This window comes from Microbacterium resistens (assembly GCF_031456305.1).
Lineage (GTDB): Bacteria > Actinomycetota > Actinomycetes > Actinomycetales > Microbacteriaceae > Microbacterium > Microbacterium resistens_A.
Genome location: NZ_JAVDUM010000014.1, coordinates 49,493 through 76,192, shown reverse-complemented (window position 1 = coordinate 76,192; position 26,700 = coordinate 49,493). Strand labels below are relative to the sequence as shown.

Below are 26,700 nucleotides of genomic sequence, written 5' to 3'. Positions count from 1 at the left end.
CTGCGGCCCCGCTCCGATGAACGGGCGCTGACATGGCGATCCTGCGCCGGATCGGGAGCCTCGCCGCATCGATCGTGCTCGTGCTGTGGGGTGCGGCGACGCTCGCCTTCCTCGCCTTCCGGGTGCTCCCCGGCGATCCGGTGAGCGTGATGCTCGGCCCGCAGGCCCAGGTGGGGGAGGCGGTCAAGGAACGGATCAGGGCGGACCTCGGGCTGGACCGTCCGGTGGTCGAGCAGTACCTCGGGTATCTCGGCGGCCTCCTGCACGGCGACCTCGGGACCTCCTACCAGCTGCGCATGCCGGTGGTCGAGGTCATCGGCCGGCAGCTCGGAGCGACCGTCCAGCTGACTGCGCTCGCGCTCCTCATCGCCGTCGCGCTCGCCGCGGGGGCGGCGCTCCTGGCCCGCGGGCGGACGTCACGGGGGATCGTCGCTGGCCTCGAGCTGATCGTGCTCTCCTCCCCGGTGTTCTGGATCGGGCTGCTCCTGCTGAGCGTCTTCGCCTTCGGCCTCGGCTGGTTCCCCGTCTCCGGGTCGAGGAGCCCGTCCGCCGTGATCCTCCCCGCCGTCACGCTCGCCCTCCCGGTCGCGGCCCTGCTCGGCCAGGTGCTGCGGGACGGGATCGAGGCCGCCGAGCGGCAGCCGTTCGCGCTGACGGTGCGGGCGCGCGGAGCCGGACACGGGCGGCTGACGCTGCGCCACACGCTGCGCCACGGGGCGACGGGCGCGATGACGCTCGCGGCCTACCTCGTCGGCTCCCTCCTCGGCGGTGCCGTGCTCGTCGAGACGGTCTTCGCGCGGCCGGGCCTCGGGCGGGTGACCCTCGCCGCGATCACCGACCGTGATCTCCCGGTCGTGACCGGGGTGATCCTGCTCAGCGCCCTCGTCTTCGTCGTCGTCAACACCGTGGTCGAGCTCATGGCTCCGGTGGTGGACCCACGGCTCCGCCGTGCGCCGGGCGCGCGGATGAGGCCGGGCAGGGCGGAGGCTCGGCGATGAGCGCGCGCATGCCGACGGTCCGGCTCGTCCTGACGCTGCTCTCCGGTGCCGTGCTGCTCGCGGCCGTTGCGCTGGCGGTGCTGCCCGGGGTCTTCGCGACGGCGGATCCGCTGCAGACCGATGTCCGTCAGGCGCTGCTGCCGCCGAGCCCTGCGCACTGGTTCGGCACGGACCAGTCGGGCCGGGACGTCTACTCCCGGGTCGTGCACGGCGCGGGGAGGTCGCTCGGGATCGGCGTCCTCGCGACGGGTCTCGCGCTCCTCGGCGGCATGCTGATCGGGACGCTCTCGGGTCTCGCCGCCCGCCCGGTCGACGCGATCCTCATGCGGGCGAACGACGTGCTCATGGCGTTCCCGGAGTTCCTCCTCGCCCTCATCGTCGTGGCGCTCCTGGGTCCGGGCGCGGTGAACGTCGCTGTCGCGGTCACCCTGGCCGCCGCGCCCGTCTACGTGCGCCTCGCGCGATCCCAGACGCAGGCGCTGCGGCGAGCCGAGCACGTCGAGGCGGCGCGGATCCTCGGCGTTCCCGCCGGCCGCGCCTTCCTGCGTCACATCGCACCGGGGGTGCTCGGCTCCCTCAGCGTCCTGGCGACGATCGGTCTCGGGTCGAGCATCCTCGCCGCCGCGGGCCTCGGGTTTCTCGGCCTCGGTCCCGCGGAGCCCGCGCCGGAATGGGGGCTGATGCTCGCCGGCGGACGGAACGTGCTGGGACAGGCGTGGTGGATATCCGTCTTCCCCGGCCTCGCGATCACCGCGACGGTGCTGGCCGCGACCTACGCCGGGCGGACGCTGCGCGCGCGGGCCGAGGGGAGGGTCCGATGACCGAGAGCGAGGGACTTTGGGTCGAGGGACAGCGGGTTGAAGGGCTGCGGGTCGAGGGGCTGCGGGTGCGGGTGGCGGGACGGACGGTCGTGGACGGCGTGTCCTTCGATGCGGCGCCGGGCGAGTGCGTCGCGATCGTCGGGGAGTCGGGAGCGGGGAAGACGCTGACCGCGCGCGCCCTGCTCGGACTGCTTCCGGAAGGTGCGGAGAGCGACGCCGACACGCTCGACATCGCGGGCGTCGACGCCAGGGGCCTCCCGGAACGCGGCTGGCGGGCGCTCCGCGGCGCGCGGATCGGTCTCGTGTCGCAGGATGCGCTGGTGTCGCTGGATCCGTTGCGAAGGGTCGGCGCGGAGGTGGCGGAGCCGCTGGAGATCCATCGTCGGCAGGGGAGGGCCGCACGATCCGAGCGGGTGCGCGAGCTCCTCGCCGCCGTGGCGGTCTCCGAGCCCGCGCGCCGCGCACGGCAGTATCCTCACGAGCTGTCCGGTGGTCTGCGGCAGCGCGCCCTGATCGCCTCGGCGCTGGCGGCGTCGCCCGCCGTCCTCATCGCCGACGAACCCACCACTGCTCTCGACGCGACGGTGCAGCTCCGCGTGCTCGATCTGCTGAGGAGCATCGCGGACCGTGGCACCGCGCTGGTGCTCGTGAGTCACGACATCGGAGCCGTCCGGCGCATCGCGGACCGCGTCGTCGTGATGAAGGACGGAGCCGTCGTCGAGCAGGGGCCCACGGAGCGGGTCCTCACGGCTCCCGCGTATGCGTACACCGCGGAGCTGGTGCGGGCCGGGAGCATCGTCCCGCAGGCCGACGCGGGGGCCGACGCGAGCGCCGGTGCAGGCGATGGTGCCGGCGACGTCGTGCTCCGCGCGATCGGGGTGGGCAAGAGCTTCGATCGTCCCATCCTCCGGGACGCGTCCTTCGTCCTGCGCGCCGGGGCGACGCTCGGGGTCGTCGGGGAGTCGGGATCCGGCAAGACGACCCTCGCCCGCATCCTCGTCGGCGTGGAGACCCCGGATGAGGGGCGGGTCGAGCGCGGAGCCGAGAAGCGGAGTGTGCAGCTGGTGCACCAGAACCCGCTCGGGGCGTTCGATCCGCGGTGGACGATCGGCCGCTCCCTCCGGGAGGCGCTCGCGGCCGGGGGAGTGCCCCGCCGTGATCGCGCCGAGCAGGTGCTCGCCCTCCTGGCCGAGGTGGGTCTGGATCCGGAACTTGCCCGTCGACGTCCGATCCAGCTTTCGGGGGGACAGCGTCAGCGGGCGGCCATCGCCCGGGCGCTGGCCGCCGACCCGCGGATCCTCGTGCTCGACGAGCCGGTCTCCGCCCTGGACGCGACGGTGCGCCGCCGGATCCTCACGCTCCTCGTCCGGCTCCAGCAGGAGCGCGGCCTCACGATGGTGCTCGTCTCCCACGACCTCGGCGTCGTGGCCGCGGTGGCCGACGAGGTGCTCGTGCTCCGCGACGGCGAGGTGGTGGAGCAGGGGACGGTCCGCGAGGTCTTCTCCGCGCCCCGGCACCCCTTCACCCAGGAGCTGATCGCGGCCGCGACGGGCGGCGGGGCCGGATCGGCGCCCTCAGTCGCGGACATCGATCCCGGCCGCGGCGGCGAGGACGCCGGCGAGCAGCTCGATCTGCCGTGAGCTCATCGTCGCGCCCTTGAGGCTCAGCACGTCGAGGTAGGACAGAGTGTCGAGGCCGCGGAGGTCGACGTCCTCGGCGCGGAGGCCGCGGGCATCGACCTCGTCCGCCCGGCAGCCTGTGAACCTCACCCGGGACAGCGTCGCGTGGGGGAGGTCGAGCGCACGGAGAGCGGAGTCGGCGATCTCGACGTCCTCCACGCGGGCGCCGCCGAACGTGAGGTAGTCGATGCGCACACCTCGGATCTCGAGCTCCGCGACGCGTGCGTCGGTGAGGTCGAGCGTGCCGATGCGTCCGCCGACGATCCGCACCCGGCGGAGCGAGGCGTTGCGCAGGACGAGCGTCGGGGTCTGCGGGTCCTGGATCTCGACGTCCATCACGGTGGCGCCGGTGAGATCGGCGCCGTCGGCCGTGCCGTAGAGGACGCATTGCTCGAGCTGCGCATGTGCGAGGTCGCCCGTTCGGAGTGCGATGCGCTGACCGAAGTGATCTCCGCGCCGAGCCCCCTCGGCGTCCTCGAGGGCGGGAGGGAGGTCAGGTGGGGAGACGTGCGGCGGGCGGGGCTTCTGGATCGGGCGGGCCATGCCCCGACCCTACGAGGTGCCGCCGACGTCCTCGCCGTGACGGGTGTCGAGAGCCTCGAGCGCGTCGAAGAACCGGTCGCCGCCGGTCGCCGCCCAGACGGTGCCCGCACCGACCCCGTGCGCGGCGCAGAGCGCGCTGAGGCGGGAACGGCGCGGGAGCCGCCTCACCGCGGCCTGCCACGCCGCGGAACCCGGTGTGCTCGGGCGGATCCCGTGCGCGTGCAGCGCCGCCGACGCGGCGTCGGCCCGCGCGTCCTCCCGCGCGCCCTCGGCGTCCAATCGCCGTCGTCGTCCGGAGAGCACCACGGCCGTCGGGATCGAGACCGCGAGGGCGACGACGGCGGAGAGCACCGCGAACCCTGCGAGCAGCCCCGTGGACTGTCCTGGGTCGGCAGTGCCGCCGATTCCGGCCGTCCATTCGGGGGCTGTGAGGACGACGGCGACCGCGGCGATGATCACGAGGCACCCCGCCGCGGCGAGCTGCACCGACCCGGTGTCGTCGACCCGGCGCGAGGCGAGGGAGGCGATGCCCGCAGGGATCAGGAGCACCGCGGTCGCCGCAGCGAGGGCGGTGGCGACGACGAGGCGCATGCTCAGGTCCATGCTCGCGACGGGGAGCACGCTCACCCCGACCACGGCGATCAGCACGGGGACCCAGCCGAGGAAGGCCCACCGATCATGCCGCACGTCGAGCGTCGGATCCGTGGACGCGTCGCGGGAGCGCCCGATCCAGGCCCGTGCCATCCGGGTCGCCGCGTCCGCGGACGCCCGCTCGACCCGGGTCCTCCGCTCGCCCGTCAGCTCATCGCGTTCGGCGGCGAGGATCGGGCGGAGGGCGGAAACGGTGAGCATCGCACGCAGTCTAGGCGTGACACGGCATCGACGTCGCGCCGCACCCTCGTCGTGCGTAGAATGGCGGGACAGGCGTCGATCCGGTCATCACCGGGAAGCCTTCGGAAGAACGGCGGTGCTCCGGCCCCGCCCAGTAGAACCGAACGGGGCAGGCCCGTCACAGCCGCAGTGAGAGTGGCGCGGCCCGCGAGCGGGACGTGCACGCGGGGTGGTACCGCGGCCTCCGGGTCGTCCTCGCAGCAGCATCCGCCCGCCACCAGAGCACTGCGAGACACGATGACCTACCCTCGCCCTTCGACGAACCCCGGATCCTCCTTCGGGCCCGCCGCCGTCACGCCCAGCCCGCGCTTCCCCGAGATCGAGCGCGACGTGCTCGCCTTCTGGAAGACGGACGACACCTTCCGCGCCTCCATCGCGCAGCGCGAGGGGGCCGACGAATGGGTGTTCTACGACGGGCCGCCGTTCGCCAACGGGCTGCCGCACTACGGACACCTCCTCACCGGGTATGCGAAGGACCTCTTCCCGCGGTTCCAGACGATGCTCGGCAAGAGGGTGGACCGCGTGTTCGGCTGGGACACCCACGGCCTTCCGGCGGAGCTCGAGGCGATGAAGCAGCTCGGGATCACCGAGAAGAGCGAGATCGAGGACATGGGGATCGACGTCTTCAACGCGAAGGCGCGCGACTCGGTCCTCGCGTACACGCACGAGTGGGAGGACTACGTCACCCGCCAGGCCCGCTGGGTGGACTTCGAGCGCGGATACAAGACGCTCGACCTCGGCTACATGGAGAGCGTCCTGTGGGCCTTCAAGACCCTGTACGACAAGGACCTCGCCTACGAGGGCTACCGCGTCCTCCCGTACTGCTGGCGCGACGAGACCCCGCTCTCGGCGCACGAGCTGCGGATGGACGACGACGTCTACCAGATGCGTCAGGACCCGTCGGTCACCGTCACGTTCCCCCTCACGGGCGCCGAGGCCGAGGCTCTGGGACTCACCGGGGTCCGCGCGCTCGCCTGGACGACGACCCCATGGACGCTGCCGACGAACGCCGCGCTCGCCGTCGGGCCCGCGATCGTCTACGCCGTGCTCCCCGCCGGGCCGGGCGGGGCCGCCGACGTCCACGCGGCGGATGGCGAGGACGCGGCCGCCGAGGCCGCCGCGCACCGGTACCTCCTCGCGCGCGACCTCATCGGCGGCTACGCGAAGGACCTCGGCTACGAATCGGCGGAGGGCGCTCTGGCCGCGGTCGAGGCGACGGTCCTCGGGGCCGAGCTCGACGGCGTCAGCTACGACCGCCTCTTCGACTACTACGCCGACGTCGAGGCCTGGGGAATGCAGAACGCCTGGCGCATCCTCGTCGACGACTACGTGACCACGGGGGACGGCACCGGCATCGTGCATCAGGCCCCGGCGTTCGGTGAGGACGACCAGCGCGTCGCCGGCGCCGCGGGCATCCCCACGATCCTCTCGCTCGACGACGGCGGGCGCTTCCTGCCCCAGGTCTCCGACGTCGCCGGCGAGCTCTGGATGGACGCGAACACGCCGCTCGTCCGCCTCGTGCGCTCCGCCGGGCGCCTCCTGCGCCTGCAGAGCTACGAGCACTCCTACCCGCACTGCTGGCGCTGCCGGAACCCCCTCATCTACAAGGCGGTGTCGAGCTGGTTCATCCGCGTCACCGACATCAAGGACCGCATGCTCGCCGGCAACGAGCGGATCACCTGGGTCCCGGAGAACGTCAAGCACGGGCAGTTCGGCAAATGGCTCGAAGGGGCGCGGGACTGGTCCATCAGCCGCAACCGGTACTGGGGCTCGCCCATCCCGATCTGGAAGAGCGATGACCCCGAGCACCCCCGCATCGACGCCTACGGCTCCCTCGAGGAGCTGGAGCGGGACTTCGGCGCGCTGCCGCGGAACCCGCAGGGCGAGGTCGACCTGCACCGTCCGTACATCGACGAGCTGACCAGGCCGAACCCGGACGACCCGACCGGGGCGAGCACGATGCGCCGGATCGAGGACGTCTTCGACGTGTGGTTCGACTCCGGGTCGATGCCCTATGCCCAGGTGCACTACCCGTTCGAGAACCAGGAGTGGTTCGACTCGCACGCGCCGGCCGACTTCATCGTGGAGTACATCGGGCAGACGCGCGGCTGGTTCTACGTGATGCACGTGCTGTCCACCGCTCTCTTCGACAGGCCCGCGTTCACCGGCGTGAGCTGCCACGGCATCGTCCTCGGCAGCGACGGCTACAAGATGTCGAAGTCCCTGCGCAACTATCCCGACGTGTCGGAGGTGTTCGACCGCGACGGCTCGGACGCCATGCGCTGGTTCCTGATGTCCAGCTCGGTGCTGCGCGGCGGCAACCTCTCGGTCACCGAGGAGGGCATCCGCGCGGGCGTCAGGGAGTTCCTGCTCCCGCTGTGGAGCTCGTGGTACTTCTTCGCGACCTACGCCAACGCCGCGGGCGGATCCGGGGGAGAGGGGTACGAGGCGGCCTGGCGGACGGACTCGACCGACGTCCTGGACCGCGACATCCTCGCCAGGACCGGCGATCTGGTCCGCGACGTGCGGGCGGATCTCGAAGGACTGGACTCCACGACCGCGGCCTCGCGCCTCCGCGACTTCGTCGAGGTGCTGACCAACTGGTACATCCGGCGCTCCAGGGACAGGTTCTGGGCCGGCGTGACCGAGGACCCGGCGAGTCGCGACGCCTTCGACACGCTGTACACGGTGCTGGAGACGCTCTGCCGCGTGGCCGCCCCGCTCGTGCCGCTGGTCGGCGAGCGGATCTGGCAGGGCCTCACCGGCGGTCGCAGCGTGCACCTCGCGGACTGGCCGGACGCGGACGCCTTCCCGCGCGCCGACGAGGTGCGCGACGCGATGGACGCGGTGCGCGAGCTCTCCAGCGTCGGCAACGCGCTGCGCAAGAAGGAGCGTCTGCGGGTGCGTCTGCCGCTGGCCCGGTTCACCGTGGTCTCCCCGGCGGCGGCGAGCCTCGCGCCCTTCGAGGACATCCTCCGGGAGGAGCTGAACGTCAAGTCCGTCGAGCTCGTCGCCCAGACCGACGCGACCGCCGCGGAGTACGGCATCAGCCATCGGCTGAGCGTCAACGCCCGCGCGGCGGGTCCGCGTCTCGGCAAGGACGTGCAGAAGGTCATCCAGGCGGCGCGCGCCGGGGACTGGAGCGCGGAGGGCGGTGCGGTCACCGCGGGCGGAGTGGTGCTGGAGCCGGCCGAGTACGAGCTCGCGCTGGAGACGACCGGGCGGCCGGACGGCGAGGCGCTCGCCGTCGTCCCGACCGGGGGCTTCGTCCTGCTCGACACCGCGACGACACCGGAGCTGGAGGCCGAGGGCCTCGCGCGCGACGTGATCCGCGCGGTGCAGGACACGCGGAAGAAGGCCGGTTTCGAGGTGAGCGACCGGATCCGGCTCGACCTCCTCTTCCTGGACGCGTCGGACGCCGACGCCGTCCTGTCCGCCTCCTCCGCATCCGGGGTCGCCGAGGAGACGCTGGCGAGCGGGTACCGGGTGCTCGCGGACGGCCGTGACGCCGCCGTGCCCGCGGACGCCGGGAACACCGGGAACACTGGGAACACCGAGGGCGCGGCGTGGCGTCGGGAGGCCTTCGGCGCGGAGCCCGGACACGTCGAGTTCGTCCCGGCGGGGACCTACGCCAACGCCGGGGGCTTCTACGCCGCCGTGACACGGATCGGAGAGGGCGAATGACCGACGACCGCGAGCGCGCCGACGCCGTCTACTCCGCCCTCCTCGCACGCGCGGGGGAGAGCTGGGTGCAGCCGCGCAAGGAGCGCACGGCCCGCCTCCTGGAGCTGCTGGACGACCCGCAGAAGACCTACCGGGTCGTGCACCTCACCGGGACGAACGGCAAGACCTCGACCGCGCGGATGATCGAGAGCCTGGTCCGGGCGCACGGCCTGCGGACGGGGCTGTTCACCAGTCCGCATCTGGAGCGGTTCACCGAGCGCATCATGATCGACGGCGCCCCGATCGCGGACGCCGCGGTCGCCGATGCGTGGGAGGAGATCGAGCCGTTCGTGGGGATGGTGGACGCGGAGCTCGCGGCGGCGGGCGAGGCGGCGCTGACCTTCTTCGAACTGCTCACGGTGCTCGCATTCGTCGCGGCGGCCGACGCCCCGGTGGACGTGCTCGTGCTCGAGGTGGGCATGGGCGGATCCTGGGACTCCACGAACACGGCCGACGGCGACGTCGCCGTCTTCGCCCCGATCGACCTCGACCACGCCGACAGGCTCGGCGACACCGTGGAGAAGATCGCCGACGTCAAGGCCGGGATCATCAAGGACGGCGCTGCCGTGGTGTCCGCCCGGCAGCTTCCCGCGGTCGATGCCGTGCTCCGCCGCGCCGCCGCACGGCACGGGGCCTCGATCGCGTTCGAGGGGCAGGACTTCGCGCTCGTCGAGCAGCGCCTGGCCGTCGGCGGGCAGCAGATCACGATCCGTGGCCTCGCGGGGGAGTACCGGGAGGAGTACCTGCCGCTCTACGGCGCGCATCAGGGCTTCAACGCCGCGCTCGCCGTGGCGGCCGTGGAATCGCTCATCGGCGGCGCCGAACGGGCGATCCCCGGCGACATCCTCGCCGAAGGGCTCCAGGGCGCGACGTCGCCCGGGCGGCTGCAGCTCCTCGGCATCGCGCCGACGGTCGTCGTGGACGCCGCGCACAACCCGCACGGCGCGCGCGCCCTCGCGCAGGCGCTGAAGGAGAGCTTCGACTTCGACGAGTGGGGCATCGTGCTCGGCGTGCTCAAGGACAAGGACGCCGTCGGCATCATCGCCGCCCTGGCGCCCTCGGCGGCCCAGGTGTTCGTCACGGTCCCTGGTTCGGATCGTGCGGCGGACGCCGAGGGGCTGGCCGACCTCGTGGAGCGCGCGGGCGTGCTGGTGACGGTGCATCCGTCGCTGGCGGACGCCGCAGACGCGGCGCGGGAGTGGGCGGCCGGCGCCGACCGTCGCGCCGTGGCGATCGCGGGATCCGTCGTGCTCGCTGGCGAGGCGATCGCCCTCGCGGAGGAAGAGGACTGGAAGGCCGGGTGGCGCGCATGACCGCCGCCGCGCGCCCTGCGCGCCCGCCCCGGGGACTCGCCCAGAAGCTGGGCGCGATCGTGCTGGGCTTCGAGGCCATCGTCGTCGGGCTCGGGGGCCTTACCGTGTTCGGCCTCCGCGCGCTGCCCGCGGGCATAGAGCCGTGGTGGGCGATCGTCGGCGGCGCGGTCGTCGCCGTCGCGATGATCGTCACGGCGGGCCTCCTGGCCAGGCGGGGCGGTGTCGTGCTGGGATGGATCCTGCAGGCACTGGTCCTCGCCTCGGCGCTCCTGGTTCCGGCGATGCTCGTGATCGCGCTCATCTTCGGAGGCATGTGGGCCTACGCGATGATCGCGGGCGGGCGCGTCGACCGGGCGTCCCGTGCTCGCGACAGCGCTCCGGAGGATCGTCGCCCCCAGGCCTGACAGCGCCCAGATCCCCAGCCCCCCACACCCAGACCCAGACCCCAAGACCCCCAGGAACATCGTTACCGTGCGCGTCCGCGTGCAGACAGAGAGTTGAGAGACATGCCCACCGAAGAGACCCTGGTCCTGGTCAAGCCCGACGGCGTCGCCCGCGGCCTCACCGGATCGATCCTGGCCCGTATCGAGGCGAAGGGCTACGCGCTCGTCGACATCCGCCTCGTCGAGCCCGATCGCGACGTCCTCGCCCTGCACTACGCCGAGCACGAGGGCAAGCCGTTCTACGAGCCGCTGCTCGAGTTCATGATGTCGGGTCCGAGCGTCGCGATCCGCCTCGCGGGCAACCGTGTGATCGAGGGCTTCCGCTCGCTGGCCGGAACCACGGACCCGACCACCGCGGCGCCCGGCACGATCCGCGGCGACCTCGGCCGGGACTGGGGTCTCGCCGTGCAGCAGAACCTCGTCCACGGCTCGGACAGCCCCGAGTCCGCCGCGCGCGAGCTCGGCATCTGGTTCGGCTGAGCTCTTCTCGCGCCCGCGCCGTTTCTGCCCCGCCGTGGCAGTTGTTGTGGGTTGACACGCGCGTCAACCCACAGAACATGCCACGGCGGGGCAGAAACGTGTCAGCGGACGGGGGATGTCAGCGGAAGAGCGGGCGGGTGAGCTCGCCGAGGAGGTCCAGACCGGAGAGCTGCGCGAGGGCGATGATCAGCGCGAAGGCGACGATCGAGGCCAGCGGCACCCAGACCATGAGCCGCCCGGCGCGTTCCTGCGCGCGGGTGGACACGGGGAGAGTTCCGTTGCGGAGGAGATGCACGACCGTGGCGAGGAACGTCGGGATCGTGACGGCCCAGGTCAGCATGCACCACGGGCAGAGCGTCCGGAGGTCGTAGATGCTCTGGGTGATCAGCCAGCAGACGAAGGCGAACGCCCCGGCGACGCCGAGGCCGAACAGACCCCAGAACCAGGCGGGGAAACGGACGCCGGCGAGCAGGGCGACGCCGAGGACCAGCGGAGCCATCCAGGCGGTCAGGCCGATGATCGGGTTCGGGAACCCGAAGACGGAGCCCTGCCAGGAGTCGAGGTTCACCCCGCACTGCACCAGGACGCTGAAGTTGCAGCTCAGGGCCGCGTCCGGGTCCTGCAGCTGGGCGAGCTTGTCGAGGGTGAGCTGGAACGCCGCCCACCAGCCCACGACGCTGGCGACGATCAGCCAGATGGCGTAGCCGACGGGGCGGGTGCGCTGCGCGGTCATGCTCTGGATTATCGCAGGCCGTTTCTATGCTCCGGGTGGGGTGACGTCGCGGCTCGTCGCGTCGGATGCCGCGAACAACAGGTCGAGGTGCGATAATGGTCCGGATGTCGTGCGCGGCCGCGCCGTCACCGACATCGTTTGCAGACTTCGGAGGCGCTTGCCTCCACGCGATCAGAGCGTTCGCCGATCGCAGACCGAGTGAGTTCGCGGGACGTGAGAGCGCCGCATGAGATTTCACGGGGGCACAGCCGCCGTGCAGGGAGCACGCCAGAGATGGCCGACGAGAACAACAATGACAACACCCCTACCCTCGACATCGATGCGCTCCTGCCGGAGGATCCGGCGGGCGCAGGAGGGGGACAGGCTGCGGTTCCCGATGACGCCGTGACCGAGGACGTCCCGACACTGGCCATCGAGCCGTCGGTCGAGCTCTCCGCCTCCGCCGAGGACGTCATCGAGACGCCGGAGCACCCGGGCGCCGAGAACTCGGACGCCGACGCGACGACCGAGTCTGCCGCCGAGGACACGACGACCGAGGCTGAGCCAGCCGCCGAGCCCATCACCACCGAGCCCGAGCCCACCGTTGAGCCCGAGCCTGCCGCCGACACCGAGCCCGCCGTCGAGGACCGTGAGGAGTCCGAGAAGGCCGAGGATGCGGGTCCCGTCGCGCGTGAGCGCGGCACGGGGCGCCGGGGTGCTTCCCGGACCGCACCGGAGCCGGAGCCCGAGCCCGAGGCGGTCACCGCGGTGGCCCTTGGCCTCCTGCCCGAGGTCTTCGTGTCGCAGGTCTCGACGCAGCTGCACTTCTACGCGCCGGAGGTCGTGCCGCTGCCGGCGCGTCCGTCGCGGGAGCCCGAGGACGCGGCGGGAGCGAACCGTCGCGGCCGCCGCCGTCGGAGCGGAGAGGTCGAGGAGCCGCGCGAGGAGCAGCCGCGGCAGCGTCAGCGGGTCGTGGAGTACATCACCGAGCCGCAGCGGATCAAGGGATCCACCCGCCTGGAGGCGAAGAAGCAGCGTCGCCGCGACGGACGGGACGCGGGCCGTCGTCGCCCCGTCGTGACCGAGGCGGAGTTCCTCGCCCGCCGCGAGGCGGTCGACCGCGAGATGGTGGTGCGCTCCAAGAACGGGCGGACCCAGATCGCGGTGCTGGAGGACAACGTCCTCGTCGAGCACTACGTCGCCCGCAACCAGGACGCGTCCCTCATCGGAAACGTGTACCTCGGTCGTGTGCAGAACGTCCTGCCGAGCATGGAGGCCGCGTTCGTCGACATCGGACGAGGGCGCAACGCCGTGCTGTACTCGGGAGAGGTGGACTGGGAGGGCGTCGAGACCGGCAACCAGCCGCGTCGCATCGAGCTCGCCCTCAAGCCGGGTGACAAGGTCCTCGTGCAGGTCACGAAGGACCCCGTCGGCCACAAGGGCGCCCGCCTCACGAGCCAGATCTCGCTCCCGGGCCGCTATCTGGTCTACGTGCCGAACGGGTCGATGAACGGCATCTCCCGCAAGCTCCCCGACACCGAGCGCGCGCGGCTGAAGCGCATCCTCAAGGAGGTGCTGCCGGAGTCGTCCGGCGTGATCGTGCGCACGGCCGCCGAGGGGGCGACCGAGGACCAGCTCACCCGCGACGTGCAGCGGCTCACCGCACAGTGGGAGCACGTGCAGAAGCAGGTCGAGACGCAGCAGGCCCCGGCACTGCTGCACGCCGAGCCCGACCTGCTCGTGAAGATCGTCCGCGACGTCTTCAACGAGGACTTCACCAAGATGCTCATCCAGGGCACGGACGCCTCGCGCACCATCCGCACCTACCTGGAGAGCGTGGCGCCCGACCTGCTCGAGCGCGTCGAGGCGTACGAGGACGACATCGACCCGTTCGACGCGTTCCGCGTCACCGAGCAGATCGAGAAGGCGCTGGATCGCAAGGTCTGGCTGCCCTCCGGCGGATCCCTCGTGATCGACCGGACCGAGGCGATGACGGTCGTCGACGTCAACACCGGCAAGTTCGTCGGCTCGGGCGGGAACCTCGAGGAGACCGTCACGAAGAACAACCTCGAGGCGGCCGAGGAGATCGTCCGGCAGCTGCGTCTGCGCGACATCGGCGGCATCATCGTCGTCGACTTCATCGACATGGTCCTCGAGTCCAACCGGGATCTGGTGCTCCGGCGCCTGGTCGAGTGCCTCAGCCGCGACCGGACAAAGCACCAGGTGGCGGAGGTCACCTCCCTCGGCCTGGTGCAGATGACCCGCAAGAAGCTGGGTCTCGGCCTCCTGGAGACCTTCAGCGAGCCCTGCGAGGTCTGCGCGGGCCGCGGCGTGATCGTCCACCACGATCCGGTGGTCAAGCACCGGGCGTCCTCCTCGTCCTCCTCGGGGCAGTCCGGTCGTCGCCAGCGCGGCGGAAACGGCAACGGCAACGGTGGAAACGGCAACGGCGGCGGTCAGCAGACGCCTCAGCCGGCTCCGGCCGCGAACGGCGGCACGCACAGCATCACCGAGGGCGCCAAGTCCGCCCTCGCCCAGATCGCGGCCTCCACGATCGTTCCGACGTCCGAGGCGGAGGCCGGGGCCGAGCCCGCGGCGATCGTCGCCGAGGCGCCGGACGCTGCGGCGCCGATCGTCGAGGCGCCGGCGGAACGGGCCAAGAAGGCCCGGAAGAAGAGGTCGGCGGATCGGAAGAGCCCCAAGACGGAAGCCGAGCAGCTCCTCGACTCGGTCCTGGACGCCCTTCCCGAGCCGAAGGCGCCCGGTCAGGGACGCAACCGCCGTCGGGTGACGACGGCGGCGCTCTCCGCGGGCACGGCCGTGGTGCACACGCCGGGAGCCGGCGACGCGCCGGCCTCAGCGGTCGCGAGCGGGGACGCGGAGTCCTGAGGCGATCAGTGCCCGCACGAGCTGTTTGCCGCTGACGTGCTGCGCGCCACCGGCGATCAGTCTCTCGGCGGCATCGGCGGGGACGTCGTAGTGGTCCAGGTCGAACGCGCGGGGAGCGATGCCGTGCGCCGACGCGAAGGCGTGGAGCTCATCGATGCTCTCGTCGCTGACCAGGTGCGCCCACAGCCTGCCGTGGGCCGGCCAGACCGGATCGTCGATGAGGATCGTCATGCCGCGATCCTATGCGCGCCCGGGATCGGCGGGGCCTGTTCACGACACGGCGGGCCGACTTTGCGGGACCGGGGGAGAATCCGGTAAAGTAGCCCCTTGGTGCACCGTGCCGTCTGCCCCACTCGGACGTCCGGACATGCCAATCGCGCCCGCCACTGCGGTTCCCTCTGCTGTGGCGCGAAGCAAGCACAGTCTTCCCGTGAGATTACGGAGCCGCATGGCTCCCCAATGAAAAACAGGTGTGAAGTGGTTTACGCAGTAGTGCGCGCCGGCGGTCGGCAGGAGAAGGTCGAGGTCGGCACGATCGTCCAGCTCGACCGCCTCAAGGCTGCCCAGGGCGACAAGATCGAGCTGCCGGCTGTTCTGCTCGTCGACGGCGAGAAGGTCACCACGGACGCCGATGCGCTCGCGAAGGTGAAGGTCACCGCCGAGGTCATCGGCAACCTTCGCGGTCCGAAGATCGTCATCCAGAAGTTCAAGAACAAGACCGGTTACAAGAAGCGCCAGGGCCACCGTCAGGACCTCACGCGCGTCAAGGTCACCGGTATCAAGTAAGCACGGAAGAGGCTCTGAGAGATGGCACACAAAAAGGGTGCGAGCTCGACCCGCAACGGTCGTGACTCCAACGCACAGCGACTCGGCGTGAAGCGCTTCGGCGGCCAGGCCGTCAACGCCGGCGAGATCCTCGTCCGTCAGCGCGGCACGCACTTCCACCCCGGCGTGAACGTCGGCCGCGGCGGCGACGACACGCTGTTCGCTCTGGCCGCCGGCGCGGTCGAGTTCGGCACGAAGGGCGGCCGCAAGGTCGTCAACATCGTCGCCGGCGCCGAGTAAAAGCACAGCGACAGTTCCGGACGGGGCGGGCTTCGGCCCGCCCCGTCCGCGTATCCCGAGGAGAGTCCGCCATGGTCGCGTTCATCGACACCGTGACGCTGCACCTGCGTGCAGGCAAAGGCGGCAACGGCTGCGTGTCCGTGCACCGTGAGAAGTTCAAGCCGCTGGGCGGCCCCGACGGCGGCAACGGCGGCGACGGCGGGGACATCGTGCTCCTCGCCGATCCGCAGGTGACGACGCTGCTGTCATACCACCACTCGCCGCACCGCTCCGGCGGCAACGGCGGCTTCGGCATGGGAGATCTCCGTGCGGGCGCCGCGGGGGAGGAGCTGGTCCTCCCGGTTCCCCTCGGCACGGTGGTGAAGTCGCCCGAGGGCGAGGTCATCATCGACATGATCATCCCCGGCGAGCGTTTCGTCGTCGCTCCCGGCGGACGCGGCGGGCTCGGCAACGCGGCTCTCGCGACGACCAAGCGCAAGGCGCCCGGCTTCGCGCTCCTCGGCACGCCCGGGTATGAGGGCGACGTGGTCCTCGAGCTCAAGACGGTCGCGGACGTCGCGCTGGTCGGCTATCCGTCGGCGGGGAAGTCGAGCCTGATCGCGGCGATCTCGGCGGCCAAGCCGAAGATCGCGGACTACCCGTTCACGACCCTGCACCCGAACCTCGGCGTCGTGCAGGCGGGCGACATCCGCTACACCGTCGCCGATGTCCCCGGCCTCATCGAGGGCGCGAGCGAGGGCCGCGGCCTCGGCCTGGAGTTCCTGCGTCACGTCGAGCGGTGCTCCGCGCTGCTGCACGTGCTCGACTGCGCGACCCTCGAGTCCGGACGCGATCCGCTGTCGGATCTCGAGGTGATCCTCGCCGAGCTCGCCGCCTACGAGGTCCCGGAGGGACAGCTCCCGCTCCTGGAGCGTCCGCAGATCGTCGCGCTCAACAAGGTCGACGTGCCGGAGGCGCGGGACCTCGCCGAGCTCGTCCGTCCCGACCTTGAGGCGCGCGGCTTCCGCGTGTTCGAGATCTCCGCGGCCTCGCACGAGGGACTGCGCCCGCTCACCTTCGCGCTCGGCGAGATCGTCGAGCAGCACAGGGCGGCTCAGGCGGTCGAGACCCCGCCGGAGCGCGTGGTCATCCGGCCCCGCGGCTCCGTGCGCGACTTCGAGATCCGCGTCGAGGGCGGCACCTACGGCAACGTGTACCGCATCCTCGGCGAGAAGCCGGTCCGCTGGGTGCAGCAGACGGACTTCCAGAACGAGGAGGCCGTCGGCTACCTCGCCGATCGCCTGGAGCGGCTCGGGGTCGAGGACGAGCTGTTCCGCGTGGGCGCGACGGCCGGCTCGACCGTCGTGATCGGCGCCGGCGACAGCGTCGTGTTCGACTGGGAGCCGTCGATGACGTCCGCGGCCGAGCTCATCACCTCGCCGCGCGGCCTCGACTCCCGGTTCGACCCGAACTCGCGACGCACGACGAGCCAGCGCCGGGAGAAGTACTACGAGCGGATGGACGCCAAGGCGGCGGCCAGGGCCGAGCTCGATGCCGAGCGTCGGGCGACCAAGGATTCGGAGCTCCCCGGAGAGGACGGGTGACCGCGCGGTCCCGCGCGGACCTCGCGACCGCCGAACGCGTCGTCGTCAAGGTGGGCTCCTCCTCGATCAGCGGGGAGTCCGCGTGGCGGATCCCCGTGCTGGTCGAGGCGCTCGCGACGGCGCACGCACGGGGGACCGAGGTGGTCCTGGTCTCGTCCGGCGCGATCGCGACGGGCATCCCGTTCCTCCGCCTGGACGCGCGTCCCACGGACCTCGCCACCCAGCAGGCGGCGGCGGCGGTGGGGCAGAACGTGCTCGTCTACCGCTATCAGCAGGCCTTGCAGCCCCATGGGATCGTGGCGGGCCAGGTGCTGCTGACCACGGGGGACCTGGAGCACCCGACCTCGCGCAGCAACGCCAAGCGGGCCATGGAGCGCCTTCTCGGCCTCCGTGTCCTCCCGATCGTGAACGAGAACGACACGGTGGCGACGCAGGAGATCCGCTTCGGGGACAACGACCGTCTCGGGGCCCTCGTCGCCCAGCTGATCGGCGCCGACGCCCTGGTCCTGCTCAGCGATGTGGAGTCGCTGTACACCAAGCCGCCGTCGGATCCGTCGGCGCAGCCGCTGGATGTGATCCCGTCCGGGGCCGACCTGAGCGGGCTCGAGTTCGGTGCGAGCGTCGTGAACGGCGTCGGGACGGGCGGCGCGGCCACCAAGGTCTCCGCCGCGCGCCTGGCCGCCGCATCGGGCGTCGGGGTGCTCGTCACCAGCGCCGACCTGGTCGCCCAGGCGCTCGCCGGCGACGCCGTCGGCACCTGGTTCGAGCCGGCGTAGCCTCGTCCGCGAGGCGGGCCACCGGCCTGCGGGTCTCGCTATGCTGGCCGGATGACCACCGCGTCCGTCCCCTCCTTCACCGCGCCCGTCGTCGACCCCTTCGCCGCGGAGGGGCCGATCGTGCGCCTGCAGCGGGCGAAGGAGGCCGCTCGCGAGACGGCGCGGCTGACCAGCGGCGACAAGGCGCGGGCGCTCGACGCGATCGCCACGGCGATCACCGAGCGCGCGGAGGCGATCATCGCCGCGAACGGGGCCGACCTCGACCGCGGACGGGCGGACGGCATCGGCGACGCGCTGCTGGACCGACTGCGGCTGGATGAGAAGCGGATCGCCGCGCTCGCGTCGGCCGTGCGCGACGTGATCGCGCTGCCGGACCCGGTGGGCCAGGTGATCGGCGGGCACCGGATGCCCAACGGCGTCGCCCTGGAGCAGGTGCGCGTGCCGTTCGGCGTGGTCGGCGTGATCTACGAGGCGCGGCCCAACGTCACGGTCGACATCGCCGCCCTCGCCCTGCGCTCCGGGAACGCCGTGGTGCTCCGCGGGGGGAGCGCGGCCAAGGACTCGAACGCGGTGCTCGTCGACGTCATGCGCGAGGCCCTGCGCGGCGCGGGCGTCACCCCGGAGGCGATCCAGACGGTCGACGACTTCGGCAGGGACGGGGCACGTGCGCTCATGCACGCCCGAGGGCTCATCGACGTCCTGGTCCCGCGCGGCAGCGCGTCCCTGATCGAGACGGTCGTCACGGAGTCCACCGTCCCGGTGATCGAGACCGGCGCGGGCAACGTCCACATCGTGCTGGACGAGAGCGCGCCGGAGGACTGGGCGCGGGAGATCGTGGTGAACGCGAAGGTGCAGCGTCCGAGCGTCTGCAACGCCGTGGAGACGGTCCTGGTGCTCCGCGCGGCGGCGGACCGCCTCATCCCCGGCGTCGTTGCGGACCTCGTGGCCCAGGGGGTAACCGTGCACGGTGACGACGCCGTCGCGGGTCTGGCACCCGGGGTGGTGCCCGCCACCGAGGAGGACTGGGGGACGGAGTACCTGAGCCTCGACATCGCGATGAGGGTGGTCGACACCCTCGAGGACGCCCTGGAGCACATCCGCGCCTACAGCACAGGGCACACCGAGTCGATCATCACCACGGACGTGCGCAACGCCGAGCGCTTCCTCGCCGAGGTGGACTCCGCGGTCGTGATGGCGAACGCCTCCACCCGCTTCACCGACGGCGGGGAGTTCGGGTTCGGCGCAGAGGTCGGCATCTCCACCCAGAAGCTGCATGCCAGGGGCCCGATGGGGCTCGCCGAGCTGACCAGCACGAAGTGGCTGGCGCGTGGGGCCGGGCAGACCCGCGCCTGAGGACTAGACTGGGGAGCGAATTCCGCCCGGTCACTACTTGGAGCATCGATGAACTTCGCCGCACAGATCGCGATGGCAGCCGCCGAAGCCGAGCACCACGGCAACGTGGCGCTGGACACCCTCGTGTTCGGCCTCATCGCCGCCGCGGTGTTCGGGCTCCTCGGGCTGGTGACCTTCTCGTACCGCAACGTCGCGAACCGTCACGCGGCCAAGGCCGAGGCCTGGGCCGTCGAGCACGGCAAGGACGCTCACGGAGCGGGGCACGGCCACTAGGCCCCTGCGGATGACGACGACCGCGCGCGCACCGCGCATCGGCGTGATGGGTGGGACGTTCGACCCTATCCATCACGGCCACCTCGTCGCCGCGAGCGAGGTCGCGCACTCCTTCGGCCTCGACGAGGTCGTCTTCGTCCCGACCGGGCGGCCGTGGCAGAAGAGCGAGGTCTCGCCGAGCGAGCACCGCTATCTGATGACGGTGATCGCCACGGCGTCGAACCCGAGCTTCACGGTGAGCCGGGTCGACATCGACCGCGAGGGGCCCACCTACACGATCGACACGCTGCGCGACCTCAAGCGCGAGCGGCCGGAGGCGGAGTTCTTCTTCATCACGGGGGCCGACGCCGTGGCGCAGATTCTCAGCTGGAGGGATCATGATGAGTTGTGGGACCTGGCCCACTTCGTCGCGGTGTCCCGACCAGGGCACGTCCTGAGCACGGACGGGTTGCCCAGCGACAATGTGAGCCAACTGGAGGTCCCGGCGCTGTCGATCTCGTCCACAGCGTGCCGCGCACGGGTCGAGGCCGGAGATCCGGTCTGGTACCTCGTCCCGGACGGCGTGGTCCAGTACATCGCGAAGCATCATCTGTATCGGAGCAAGGCATGAGCACATCGGATCAGCCCGAAGCCGCACCGCTGACCCGCAAGCAGCTGCGGGAGGCCCGGCTCACCGGAGCGAACGCGGTCATCACCGAGGAGCAGGCGCAGACGGCGCTCACCGCGCAGCGTGAGCGCGTGCGATCCTCCTCGACCCCCGAGCCCGCTGCCCCCGAGCCCGTTGTGCAGGAGCCGGTTGCGCCTGAGCCCGAGAAGGCCGCGGTCGAGGAGCAGCCAAGCACATCGGCGGACTCCGCACCGACCAGTTCCGCGCCGGCAAAGTCCGAGCCGAGCAGTTCCGCGTCCGCCGAGGAGCGTCAGGAGGCGGACGCCTCCGCCGATGGCGCCGGCTCCCGACTGACCCGGCGCCAGGTGCGCGAGCGGGTCCGCACGGCCTCCGTCCCGGTCGTCTCGCCCGAGGAGCAGAAGACCACGGAGCAGGCCACACAGCAGGCGCAGTCCGCTGAGCCGGCGCCGGCGAGCCCCGTCTCCTCGGGCCCCGCATCCTCCTCCTTCGCCCTTCCGGAGATCACGCCGACGGTGGACGGCGTGACGACTGCGCCCGGAGTCGCCGAGGGCATCCCTGAGGTCGTGGACGCCGATGTCGAGGAGCAGATCGAGAACGTCTCCGCGTCGATGCCGGTCCCGGCGTTCCCAGCCTGGTCCTCCAAGCCGGAGTCGCCGGCACCCGTGGTGGAGGGCGTGTCGGTGTTCGACGCGGTCAACCGCCGTGAGGGCACGCCCGTACCCGCACCCGCCGCCGACGAAGACGCGCAGGTCTCGGAGCCGTCCGCCCCGATCGCGAAGGACCACACCGTCACGGAGGGCTTCGGAGCAGCACTGCTGGAGACCGCCCCGGCGGAGGAGAAGCCGCGATCCTTCGACGACCTGCTCGTCTCGGACTCGACGGGCTCACAGCACGCGGCGCCCAACGCCCTGATCTTCCAGCAGTCTCCGGGCATGCCATCGCTGTCGGGCCCGGTCGCGGCGACAGGGGAGATCCTCGTCACCGGGAGCTACGACCTGCCCGAGGGGCTCGGATCCCAGGGGCACGCAAAGGGCACGACGGACGGCAAGGAGGTCGACGTCGTGCTCGTGGACGGCGAGCTCCCCGCCGCCTCCTCGCCGACGCCCATCGCCGCCAGCGCCGCCATCAGCACCATCAAACCCGCCGGTGAGGTGATTCGCCCCCCCGAGCCCGAGAAGAGCGGCCGGCTGATGATCGCCCTGACGATCACCGCCGGCGCCCTGGCGCTCGCGCTGGTCGGCGCCCTCATCATCGCGATCTCGACAGGAGCATTCTCTTGATGCAGTCCTCAGCAACCGCCACGGAGATGCTCCGCCTCGCCTCGGAGGCCGCGATCGCCAAGGGCGGCGAGGATCTGGTCGCGCTCGATGTCTCCGAGCCGTTGCCGCTCGTCGACGTCTTCCTCCTCGTCACCGGGAACAGCGAGCGCAACGTCGCAGCCATCGCCGATGAGATCGAGGACCGGCTGATCGAGTCCGGTCACAAGCGCGTCCGCCGCGAGGGCCGGGCAGAGGCCCGCTGGGTGCTCCTCGACTTCGGGGACCTCGTTGTCCACGTCTTCCACGAGGAGGAGCGCACGTACTACGGTCTCGAGCGCCTGTGGAAGGACTGCCCGGTCGTCCCGATCGCGGCCGTCGAGACGGCGACCGTCCCGGAGTGAGGCCGGCAGCGGTGCGTCACCGTGGGTGAGGCGCCGCGCCATGCCGCGGAGCACGCGAGATGACCGACACCGCCGCACCGACCGCCCGCGTGCGGTCTCCTCGCCGTCGGACGACGCTGGCGCGCGGGCTGGCCGTCGTCGCGGCCGTGCTGCTCGTCGTCCTGCTGGCGGGGCTCATCCCCGGGCCCCCAGGGTCCGTGGTCGCCGCGGCGCTGCCCTGGATCGGGATACCCGTGGCCGGCCTTCTCACTGCGGCCCTCCTCCTTCGCCGGAGGCTCTGGATCATCGCCGTCGTTCCGGTCGCCGCCTGGCTGATCGCCGTCGGCTCCATGTCCGGCTTGCCCGCTGGATTCCCGTTCGGGGCGGGAGCGGGTGACACGCTCACGTTCGCCGCGCAGAACGTCGAGGCGCATTCCGGGACGGCGGGGCAGTCGGCGCTCGATCTCGGTCGGACAGCGGACGTCGTCGCCCTCACCGAGCTCGACGGCGACGCGCGGGAGGAAGCCGCCGCCGCGCTCGACGCCACGCACCCGTATTCCTACGCGGTCGGCACGGTCGGCGTCTGGAGCCGTCTGCCGATCGTGGATCAGCGACCCCTGGACCTGGGGCTGGGGTGGAACCGTGCGCTCGCCGCCGAGGTGGAGACGCCGGGCGGAATCATCACCGTGTTCGTCGTGCACGCGGCGTCGTGGCGGCCGGGCGACCAGGCCGAGCGGGACACGATGCTCGCGGAGCTCGGTCGCGAGATCGCGGACACGGGGTCCGAGCGCGTCGTCGCGCTCGGGGACTTCAACGCGGCGCCGACCGACCCGGCTCTCGCCGGCATCCGCGCGGAGCTGTCCGAGCCGGGGCTCTCCTCGCCGTCCTTCGGCTTCACCTGGCCGGCGGCGTTCCCCCTCGTCCGCATCGACCACCTCTACCAGCGGGGCCTCACGCCCGTTGAGAGCCGGGTGCAGCGGGTCGGGGCGAGCGACCATCTCGCCGTGATCTCCCGCCTCTCGTTCTGACCACATCGTGGACACGCTGCGGCACTCTGGACAGAGCTCTGGACAGGGCTCTGGAAGGGCGCTCTGAGCTTTCATCGACGCTCGGGTTGACCTGGCCCCTTGGGGCCGACTTTAGGGTGGACGCATGAGCGAGATGTTGCGTGTCGGCGAGGTCAGCGCCGAGGTCGGGGTGTCATCGAAGGCCCTCCGCGGCTATGAGGAACGGGGCCTGGTGGTCCCGGCGCGCGGCGAGAACGGCTACCGCCTCTACGATCGGCACCAGGTGCGCGTCGTCGCGCAGATCAGCAGGCTGAACGCCCTGGGCATCTCGCTCCGCGACATGCACGCGTTCGTGGACTGCCTGAACACGGACAGCGAGTATGCGGATGCCTGTCCGTCGACGCTCACGGAGTACCGGAGGGCGATCGATCGGATCGACCGCACGGTCGCGGTGCTGAGCGCGCAGCGGGACGCGCTCGTGCAGAGCCTCTCGGCGGCGAGCAGAAGGATGCTGGGCGAGCTCGCCGAGCTCGACGCCGCCAATCCGAACCTCGCGCCGCTTCCGGCCGACCTGCCGGCCCCGGTCGACGACGGAGCGGCCGATGCGCTGCTCGGCCGGCGTCTGCCCGCGATCCAGGTCGAGTCCACGGACGGCGAGCGCATCGACCTGGGCGATCTGGGCGCCGGCCGGACGCTCGTCTACGTCTTCCCGATGACCGGTGCGCCGGAGCAGGACATGCCGGACGGGTGGGATGCGATCCCCGGGGCACGGGGATGCAGCCCGCACAACTGCGACATGCGCGATCACTACGTCGAGCTCGTGCAGGCGGGCGTGCAGCGGGTGTACGGGCTGTCGAGTCAGCCGGCCGCCTATCAGCGCGCCCTGGTCGAGGCGCTGCGCCTGCCGTATCCGCTGCTGACCGACGAAACGCTCTCGCTCGCCGCCGATCCTGGCCTGCCGGTCCTGCGTGCGGCGGACCTCACCGTGTACCGGCGGCTTGCGCTCATCGTCCTCGACGGCGTCATCGAGCACGTCTTCTTCCCGATCTTCCCACCCGACCGTCACGCACAGGTGGTGCTGGACTGGCTGCGGGCCAACCCGCGCTGATGGCGGACTACCTGCCGTTCGCCGTGGCGTACCTCGTCCCGGCGTTCGTCCCCGGCGTGGAGGCCGCGACCATCATGAGCGTCGCGGTCTCGCCACGTCGTCGCGACGTGATCCCGCTAGGCCTCGGTCTGCTGGCGGGGAAGGTGGCGATCCTGCTGATCGCCCTCGCCGGGGCCGTCGCCCTGATGGCCGTCCTCGGGCCGTGGTTCCAGGTCCTGCGCTACGCCGGGGCGGCCTGGCTGCTCTGGCTGGCGATCGGAGGCCTCCGGCGCGCGTTCTCGAAGACGCCGACGGGACCGACGGGACCGGGCGTCGCGCCGCGAAGGGCTACCGGGGCCGTCGCCTCCTTCGGGATCGGCGCGGCGCTCACGCTCGGCAACCCCCTGGCGCTGACGTTCTACTTCGCGGTGCTGCCCGCCGTGGTCCCGCCGGGCGGGGCGTTCCAGGCCGCCCTCGTACTGTCCGCGATCGTCGTCGTCATCATGACGGCCTCGATCGGCCTCTACGCACTCCTCGGCGGGCTGCTCGGCCGTGTCCTCGCCGCCCGCCCGCGGATCGTCGACGTCGGGGCCTCCGCCCTGCTGATCCTCGCCGCCGCGCTGGTCCTGCTCCTCTAGCGCGATCCGCTACCGCCCACCGACCCCCGATCCGGCCTCGGAGCCGGCTGTGGGGTCGGCCTCGGGGGAGAAGAGCGGGAAGCGCTCGCCGGCGGTGACCGGCGTCGCGATGCGGTTCGAGGCCGGGGGCAGCGGGCAGTTGTACTGATCCGAGAAGCCGCAGGGCGGCACGAAGGAACGGTTGAAGTCGAGCACCACCGGGCGGGGTCCGTCGGAGGCGTCCTCCTCGTGATGGACCACGAGGAACCGTCCCGGTCCGTAGGTGCGGGTCGACGGGTCCTCGGTGCGGTTGGTCGGGTCGCCGAAGACCAGCAGCAGCGTGCCATCGTTGTCGAACGCGTCCAGGGCGTACTCGGTCCCGTCGATCGTCACGACGAGGTCGCCGGGGACCGCGTGATCGCGAGTGAGACCGTTGTCGCGCAGATGCTCGGAGGGCACGGTTCGTCCACCCTCGACCGGGATGAATGTGCCGGCCAGTCGCCAGGCGGGATCGTAGGGGAAGGTCTCGATGCCCTGGAACGCCCGCCGGCGCGGCGAGTCCGCGTCCCAGAAGCGCAGGCCGTGCTCGAGCTCTCCCGTGGTGAGGTGGCGGCGGGTGAGCTCCGTGACCGAGACGCTATCGGGCAGGGGCGCCGCGGCCTCCTCGGTGGTGACCGTCTCGCCCGGCTCCAGCCACCGGGTCTCGATCAGGGCCAGGTTCCCCTGCGGTGCCGTGACCGCCCCGATCCGCCGCGCCGTCCAGTCCTCGTGCGCGGTGCGGAGCTCGGCGTCGGACGGGGCCTGGTTCTCGGGCATGTTTTCAGCCTAGGTCCGGATGAACCCCGCGGCGCCGCCCCGCGTCATCGTTCGTCGCACACACCCCGACTGCAGATCCACACCCCGGGCTCGTTGCGCTGGATCCGGGCGCATGGCATCATATTGGAAAGCGCTTACCCAGGGCGCAAGGGAGCTTCGACGCACCGGCGTCGACCCGGACGCAGAGAATGGACCAGCAATGCCGCAGGAGAGCACTCGCGAGATCGGCATCATCTTGAACGGCGTCTCCGGACGCATGGGGTATCGGCAGCACCTCGTGCGCTCGATCCTCGCCATCCGCGACCAGGGCGGCATCGAGCTCCCCGACGGCACGAGGGTCACGGTCCGGCCGATGCTCGTCGGCCGCAGCGAGCAGAAGCTCGCGCAGCTCGCGGAGAAGCACGGGATCAGCGACTACACGACCGACCTCGACGCGGCCCTCGCGGACCCGGCCTGGGAGATCTATGCGGACTTCCTGGTCACGAAGGCGCGCGCGTCGGCGATCCGCAGGGCGATCGCGGCGGGCAAGGCCATCTACACCGAGAAGCCGACCGCGGAGAGCCTGGAGGAGGCTCTTGAGCTCGCCCAGCTGGCGAAGGACGCCGGCGTCAAGACCGGGGTCGTGCACGACAAGCTCTACCTTCCGGGGCTGCAGAAGCTCCGGCGTCTCATCGACTCCGGCTTCTTCGGACGCATCCTGTCCGTCCGCGGCGAGTTCGGCTACTGGGTCTTCGAGGGCGACTGGCAGCCCGCGCAGCGTCCGAGCTGGAACTACCGCGCCGAGGACGGCGGCGGCATCGTCTCGGACATGTTCCCGCACTGGAACTACGTGCTGGAGAACCTCTTCGGCGAGGTGCGGAGCGTGTACGCCCAGACTGCGACGCACATCACCGAGCGCTGGGACGAGAACGGGGAGAAGTACACCGCGACCGCGGAGGACGCGGCCTACGGCATCTTCGAGATCGAGGGCGGGATCGTCGCCGAGATCAACTCGAGCTGGGCGGTCAGGGTCGATCGAGACGAGCTCGTCCAGTTCCAGGTCGACGGGACGTTGGGGTCCGCGGTCGTCGGGCTCTTCGGCGCGAAGATCCAGCCGCGCAACGCCACGCCCCGCCCGGTGTGGAACCCCGATCTCGAGGACGCCCACGACTACGACGCCGACTGGATCGGGGTGCCCACCAACGAGGTGTTCCTCAACGGCTTCCGTCAGCAGTGGGAGGAGTACCTGACCTCCTACGTGCTCGGGACCGAGTACCGGTTCGATCTGCTGGCCGGCGCCAGGGGCGTGCAGTTCGCCGAGGCGGGCCTCGCCTCCAGCGCCCAGGGGCGCAAGATTGCCCTCGACGCCCTGAGCCTGGGCTGAG

26 protein-coding genes are annotated in these 26,700 nt (G+C 71.6%); 21 read left to right on the top strand and 5 right to left on the bottom strand.

Annotated elements, in window-relative coordinates; all coding sequences use genetic code 11:
• The first annotated feature begins 32 nt into the window (after positions 1-32).
• Genes J2Y69_RS15000 through J2Y69_RS14990 form a run of 3 tightly spaced genes read left to right on the top strand, consistent with a single transcriptional unit; the run spans position 33 to position 3,459 of the window.
• A complete protein-coding gene (locus J2Y69_RS15000) occupies positions 33-998 on the top strand; it encodes an ABC transporter permease (RefSeq protein ID WP_310022208.1) in 966 nt (321 codons plus the stop codon).
• Positions 995-1,819, top strand: a complete 825-nt coding sequence (locus J2Y69_RS14995; protein ID WP_310022207.1) for an ABC transporter permease — start codon at positions 995-997, stop codon at positions 1,817-1,819. The genes J2Y69_RS15000 and J2Y69_RS14995 overlap by 4 nt, the downstream gene beginning before the upstream one ends.
• Positions 1,816-3,459, top strand: coding sequence for an ABC transporter ATP-binding protein (locus J2Y69_RS14990; protein ID WP_310022204.1), 1,644 nt, complete (start codon positions 1,816-1,818; stop codon positions 3,457-3,459). The genes J2Y69_RS14995 and J2Y69_RS14990 overlap by 4 nt, the downstream gene beginning before the upstream one ends.
• Here the strand turns inward: J2Y69_RS14990 and J2Y69_RS14985 are convergent.
• Positions 3,394-4,041, bottom strand: coding sequence for a pentapeptide repeat-containing protein (locus tag J2Y69_RS14985; RefSeq protein WP_310022202.1), 648 nt, complete (start codon positions 4,039-4,041; stop codon positions 3,394-3,396). The genes J2Y69_RS14990 and J2Y69_RS14985 overlap by 66 nt on opposite strands.
• 9 nt (positions 4,042-4,050) lie before the next feature.
• A complete protein-coding gene (locus tag J2Y69_RS14980; RefSeq protein WP_310022199.1) occupies positions 4,051-4,893 on the bottom strand; it encodes a hypothetical protein in 843 nt (280 codons plus the stop codon).
• Between the two features lie 276 nt (positions 4,894-5,169).
• On the opposite strand from J2Y69_RS14980, the gene ileS reads away from it, so the two are divergent.
• The 4 genes from ileS (at position 5,170) to ndk (ending at position 10,891) form a co-directional block, all read left to right on the top strand.
• Positions 5,170-8,616: an isoleucine--tRNA ligase gene (gene ileS / locus J2Y69_RS14975; RefSeq protein WP_310022196.1), complete on the top strand. Its 3,447-nt coding sequence runs from the start codon at positions 5,170-5,172 to the stop codon at positions 8,614-8,616.
• Positions 8,613-9,968 carry a bifunctional folylpolyglutamate synthase/dihydrofolate synthase gene (locus J2Y69_RS14970; RefSeq protein WP_310022194.1) on the top strand — a complete coding sequence of 452 codons (1,356 nt, stop codon included), beginning with the start codon at positions 8,613-8,615 and terminating at the stop codon, positions 9,966-9,968. The genes ileS and J2Y69_RS14970 overlap by 4 nt, the downstream gene beginning before the upstream one ends.
• Positions 9,965-10,372, top strand: coding sequence for a DUF4233 domain-containing protein (locus J2Y69_RS14965; RefSeq protein WP_310022191.1), 408 nt, complete (start codon positions 9,965-9,967; stop codon positions 10,370-10,372). Before J2Y69_RS14970 ends, J2Y69_RS14965 begins: the two co-directional genes overlap by 4 nt.
• A 102-nt stretch (positions 10,373-10,474) precedes the next feature.
• A complete protein-coding gene (ndk, locus tag J2Y69_RS14960) occupies positions 10,475-10,891 on the top strand; it encodes a nucleoside-diphosphate kinase (RefSeq protein WP_310022187.1) in 417 nt (138 codons plus the stop codon).
• A gap of 118 nt (positions 10,892-11,009) precedes the next feature.
• Here the strand turns inward: ndk and J2Y69_RS14955 are convergent, their stop codons facing one another.
• Positions 11,010-11,624, bottom strand: coding sequence for a vitamin K epoxide reductase family protein (locus J2Y69_RS14955; protein ID WP_310022183.1), 615 nt, complete (start codon positions 11,622-11,624; stop codon positions 11,010-11,012).
• A 273-nt stretch (positions 11,625-11,897) separates the two neighbouring features.
• Between J2Y69_RS14955 and J2Y69_RS14950 the strand changes: the two genes are divergently transcribed.
• A complete protein-coding gene (locus J2Y69_RS14950) occupies positions 11,898-14,492 on the top strand; it encodes an Rne/Rng family ribonuclease (RefSeq protein ID WP_310022180.1) in 2,595 nt (864 codons plus the stop codon).
• Here the strand turns inward: J2Y69_RS14950 and J2Y69_RS14945 are convergent.
• Entirely contained in the window at positions 14,460-14,723 is a 264-nt protein-coding gene (locus J2Y69_RS14945) for a DUF4031 domain-containing protein (RefSeq protein WP_310022177.1), read from the bottom strand. The two genes, J2Y69_RS14950 and J2Y69_RS14945, sit on opposite strands and share 33 nt — an antisense overlap.
• Positions 14,724-14,969: 246 nt before the next feature.
• Between J2Y69_RS14945 and rplU the strand changes: the two genes are divergently transcribed.
• The 12 genes from rplU to J2Y69_RS14885 all read left to right on the top strand — a co-directional run bounded on the left by rplU (position 14,970) and on the right by J2Y69_RS14885 (position 24,541).
• Entirely contained in the window at positions 14,970-15,278 is a 309-nt protein-coding gene (gene rplU / locus J2Y69_RS14940) for a 50S ribosomal protein L21 (protein WP_310022174.1), read from the top strand.
• Positions 15,279-15,299: 21 nt separating this feature from the next.
• The gene (rpmA, locus tag J2Y69_RS14935; RefSeq protein ID WP_310022171.1) at positions 15,300-15,557 is read left to right on the top strand and encodes a 50S ribosomal protein L27; all 258 of its coding nucleotides are present in this window, start codon (positions 15,300-15,302) and stop codon (positions 15,555-15,557) included.
• Positions 15,558-15,628: 71 nt separating this feature from the next.
• Positions 15,629-17,140: a GTPase ObgE gene (gene obgE, locus J2Y69_RS14930; RefSeq protein ID WP_310022167.1), complete on the top strand. Its 1,512-nt coding sequence runs from the start codon at positions 15,629-15,631 to the stop codon at positions 17,138-17,140.
• The gene (gene proB, locus J2Y69_RS14925) at positions 17,137-17,916 is read left to right on the top strand and encodes a glutamate 5-kinase (protein WP_310022166.1); all 780 of its coding nucleotides are present in this window, start codon (positions 17,137-17,139) and stop codon (positions 17,914-17,916) included. Before obgE ends, proB begins: the two co-directional genes overlap by 4 nt.
• Before the next feature lie 51 nt (positions 17,917-17,967).
• Positions 17,968-19,269 carry a glutamate-5-semialdehyde dehydrogenase gene (locus tag J2Y69_RS14920; protein ID WP_310022164.1) on the top strand — a complete coding sequence of 434 codons (1,302 nt, stop codon included), beginning with the start codon at positions 17,968-17,970 and terminating at the stop codon, positions 19,267-19,269.
• A gap of 48 nt (positions 19,270-19,317) precedes the next feature.
• Positions 19,318-19,542, top strand: a complete 225-nt coding sequence (locus J2Y69_RS14915; protein WP_310022161.1) for a hypothetical protein — start codon at positions 19,318-19,320, stop codon at positions 19,540-19,542.
• A gap of 10 nt (positions 19,543-19,552) precedes the next feature.
• Positions 19,553-20,152, top strand: a complete 600-nt coding sequence (nadD, locus tag J2Y69_RS14910) for a nicotinate-nucleotide adenylyltransferase (RefSeq protein ID WP_396653115.1) — start codon at positions 19,553-19,555, stop codon at positions 20,150-20,152.
• Positions 20,149-21,450: a ribonuclease E domain-containing protein gene (locus J2Y69_RS14905; protein ID WP_310022159.1), complete on the top strand. Its 1,302-nt coding sequence runs from the start codon at positions 20,149-20,151 to the stop codon at positions 21,448-21,450. Before nadD ends, J2Y69_RS14905 begins: the two co-directional genes overlap by 4 nt.
• Positions 21,450-21,830 (top strand): ribosome silencing factor, encoded by a 381-nt coding sequence (gene rsfS / locus J2Y69_RS14900; protein WP_310022157.1) that lies wholly within the window; start codon positions 21,450-21,452, stop codon positions 21,828-21,830. Before J2Y69_RS14905 ends, rsfS begins: the two co-directional genes overlap by 1 nt.
• A 59-nt stretch (positions 21,831-21,889) precedes the next feature.
• Entirely contained in the window at positions 21,890-22,837 is a 948-nt protein-coding gene (locus J2Y69_RS14895) for an endonuclease/exonuclease/phosphatase family protein (RefSeq protein WP_310022155.1), read from the top strand.
• A 124-nt stretch (positions 22,838-22,961) separates the two neighbouring features.
• Positions 22,962-23,924, top strand: a complete 963-nt coding sequence (locus J2Y69_RS14890; RefSeq protein WP_310022153.1) for a MerR family transcriptional regulator — start codon at positions 22,962-22,964, stop codon at positions 23,922-23,924.
• Positions 23,924-24,541, top strand: a complete 618-nt coding sequence (locus tag J2Y69_RS14885) for a LysE family translocator (protein WP_310022151.1) — start codon at positions 23,924-23,926, stop codon at positions 24,539-24,541. The genes J2Y69_RS14890 and J2Y69_RS14885 overlap by 1 nt, the downstream gene beginning before the upstream one ends.
• A gap of 9 nt (positions 24,542-24,550) precedes the next feature.
• On the opposite strand, the gene J2Y69_RS14880 is transcribed toward J2Y69_RS14885, so the two are convergent.
• A complete protein-coding gene (locus tag J2Y69_RS14880; protein WP_310022149.1) occupies positions 24,551-25,336 on the bottom strand; it encodes a DUF1684 domain-containing protein in 786 nt (261 codons plus the stop codon).
• Positions 25,337-25,535: 199 nt separating this feature from the next.
• Here J2Y69_RS14880 and J2Y69_RS14875 point away from each other — a divergent pair, with 199 nt between their 5' ends.
• Entirely contained in the window at positions 25,536-26,699 is a 1,164-nt protein-coding gene (locus J2Y69_RS14875; protein WP_310022147.1) for a Gfo/Idh/MocA family protein, read from the top strand.
• The last annotated feature ends 1 nt before the right edge of the window (position 26,700 follow it).

Excerpts from the sequence above, each read along its gene's own strand:
- J2Y69_RS14920 (WP_310022164.1), top strand. The coding sequence starts at position 17,968 with ATGACCACCGCGTCCGTCCCCTCCTTCACCGCGCCCGTCGTCGACCCC.
- rsfS (WP_310022157.1), top strand. The coding sequence starts at position 21,450 with ATGCAGTCCTCAGCAACCGCCACGGAGATGCTCCGCCTCGCCTCGGAG.
- J2Y69_RS14880 (WP_310022149.1), bottom strand. The coding sequence starts at position 25,336 with ATGCCCGAGAACCAGGCCCCGTCCGACGCCGAGCTCCGCACCGCGCAC.
- J2Y69_RS15000 (WP_310022208.1), top strand. The coding sequence starts at position 33 with ATGGCGATCCTGCGCCGGATCGGGAGCCTCGCCGCATCGATCGTGCTC.
- J2Y69_RS14980 (WP_310022199.1), bottom strand. The coding sequence starts at position 4,893 with ATGCTCACCGTTTCCGCCCTCCGCCCGATCCTCGCCGCCGAACGCGAT.
- rpmA (WP_310022171.1), top strand. The coding sequence starts at position 15,300 with ATGGCACACAAAAAGGGTGCGAGCTCGACCCGCAACGGTCGTGACTCC.
- J2Y69_RS14895 (WP_310022155.1), top strand. The coding sequence starts at position 21,890 with ATGACCGACACCGCCGCACCGACCGCCCGCGTGCGGTCTCCTCGCCGT.
- J2Y69_RS14950 (WP_310022180.1), top strand. The coding sequence starts at position 11,898 with ATGGCCGACGAGAACAACAATGACAACACCCCTACCCTCGACATCGAT.
- obgE (WP_310022167.1), top strand. The coding sequence starts at position 15,629 with ATGGTCGCGTTCATCGACACCGTGACGCTGCACCTGCGTGCAGGCAAA.
- J2Y69_RS14905 (WP_310022159.1), top strand. The coding sequence starts at position 20,149 with ATGAGCACATCGGATCAGCCCGAAGCCGCACCGCTGACCCGCAAGCAG.
- J2Y69_RS14965 (WP_310022191.1), top strand. The coding sequence starts at position 9,965 with ATGACCGCCGCCGCGCGCCCTGCGCGCCCGCCCCGGGGACTCGCCCAG.
- J2Y69_RS14970 (WP_310022194.1), top strand. The coding sequence starts at position 8,613 with ATGACCGACGACCGCGAGCGCGCCGACGCCGTCTACTCCGCCCTCCTC.
- J2Y69_RS14875 (WP_310022147.1), top strand. The coding sequence starts at position 25,536 with ATGCCGCAGGAGAGCACTCGCGAGATCGGCATCATCTTGAACGGCGTC.
- J2Y69_RS14990 (WP_310022204.1), top strand. The coding sequence starts at position 1,816 with ATGACCGAGAGCGAGGGACTTTGGGTCGAGGGACAGCGGGTTGAAGGG.
- J2Y69_RS14995 (WP_310022207.1), top strand. The coding sequence starts at position 995 with ATGAGCGCGCGCATGCCGACGGTCCGGCTCGTCCTGACGCTGCTCTCC.
- J2Y69_RS14955 (WP_310022183.1), bottom strand. The coding sequence starts at position 11,624 with ATGACCGCGCAGCGCACCCGCCCCGTCGGCTACGCCATCTGGCTGATC.
- J2Y69_RS14915 (WP_310022161.1), top strand. The coding sequence starts at position 19,318 with ATGAACTTCGCCGCACAGATCGCGATGGCAGCCGCCGAAGCCGAGCAC.
- ndk (WP_310022187.1), top strand. The coding sequence starts at position 10,475 with ATGCCCACCGAAGAGACCCTGGTCCTGGTCAAGCCCGACGGCGTCGCC.
- J2Y69_RS14885 (WP_310022151.1), top strand. The coding sequence starts at position 23,924 with ATGGCGGACTACCTGCCGTTCGCCGTGGCGTACCTCGTCCCGGCGTTC.
- J2Y69_RS14890 (WP_310022153.1), top strand. The coding sequence starts at position 22,962 with ATGAGCGAGATGTTGCGTGTCGGCGAGGTCAGCGCCGAGGTCGGGGTG.
- ileS (WP_310022196.1), top strand. The coding sequence starts at position 5,170 with ATGACCTACCCTCGCCCTTCGACGAACCCCGGATCCTCCTTCGGGCCC.
- J2Y69_RS14985 (WP_310022202.1), bottom strand. The coding sequence starts at position 4,041 with ATGGCCCGCCCGATCCAGAAGCCCCGCCCGCCGCACGTCTCCCCACCT.
- nadD (WP_396653115.1), top strand. The coding sequence starts at position 19,553 with ATGACGACGACCGCGCGCGCACCGCGCATCGGCGTGATGGGTGGGACG.
- J2Y69_RS14945 (WP_310022177.1), bottom strand. The coding sequence starts at position 14,723 with ATGACGATCCTCATCGACGATCCGGTCTGGCCGGCCCACGGCAGGCTG.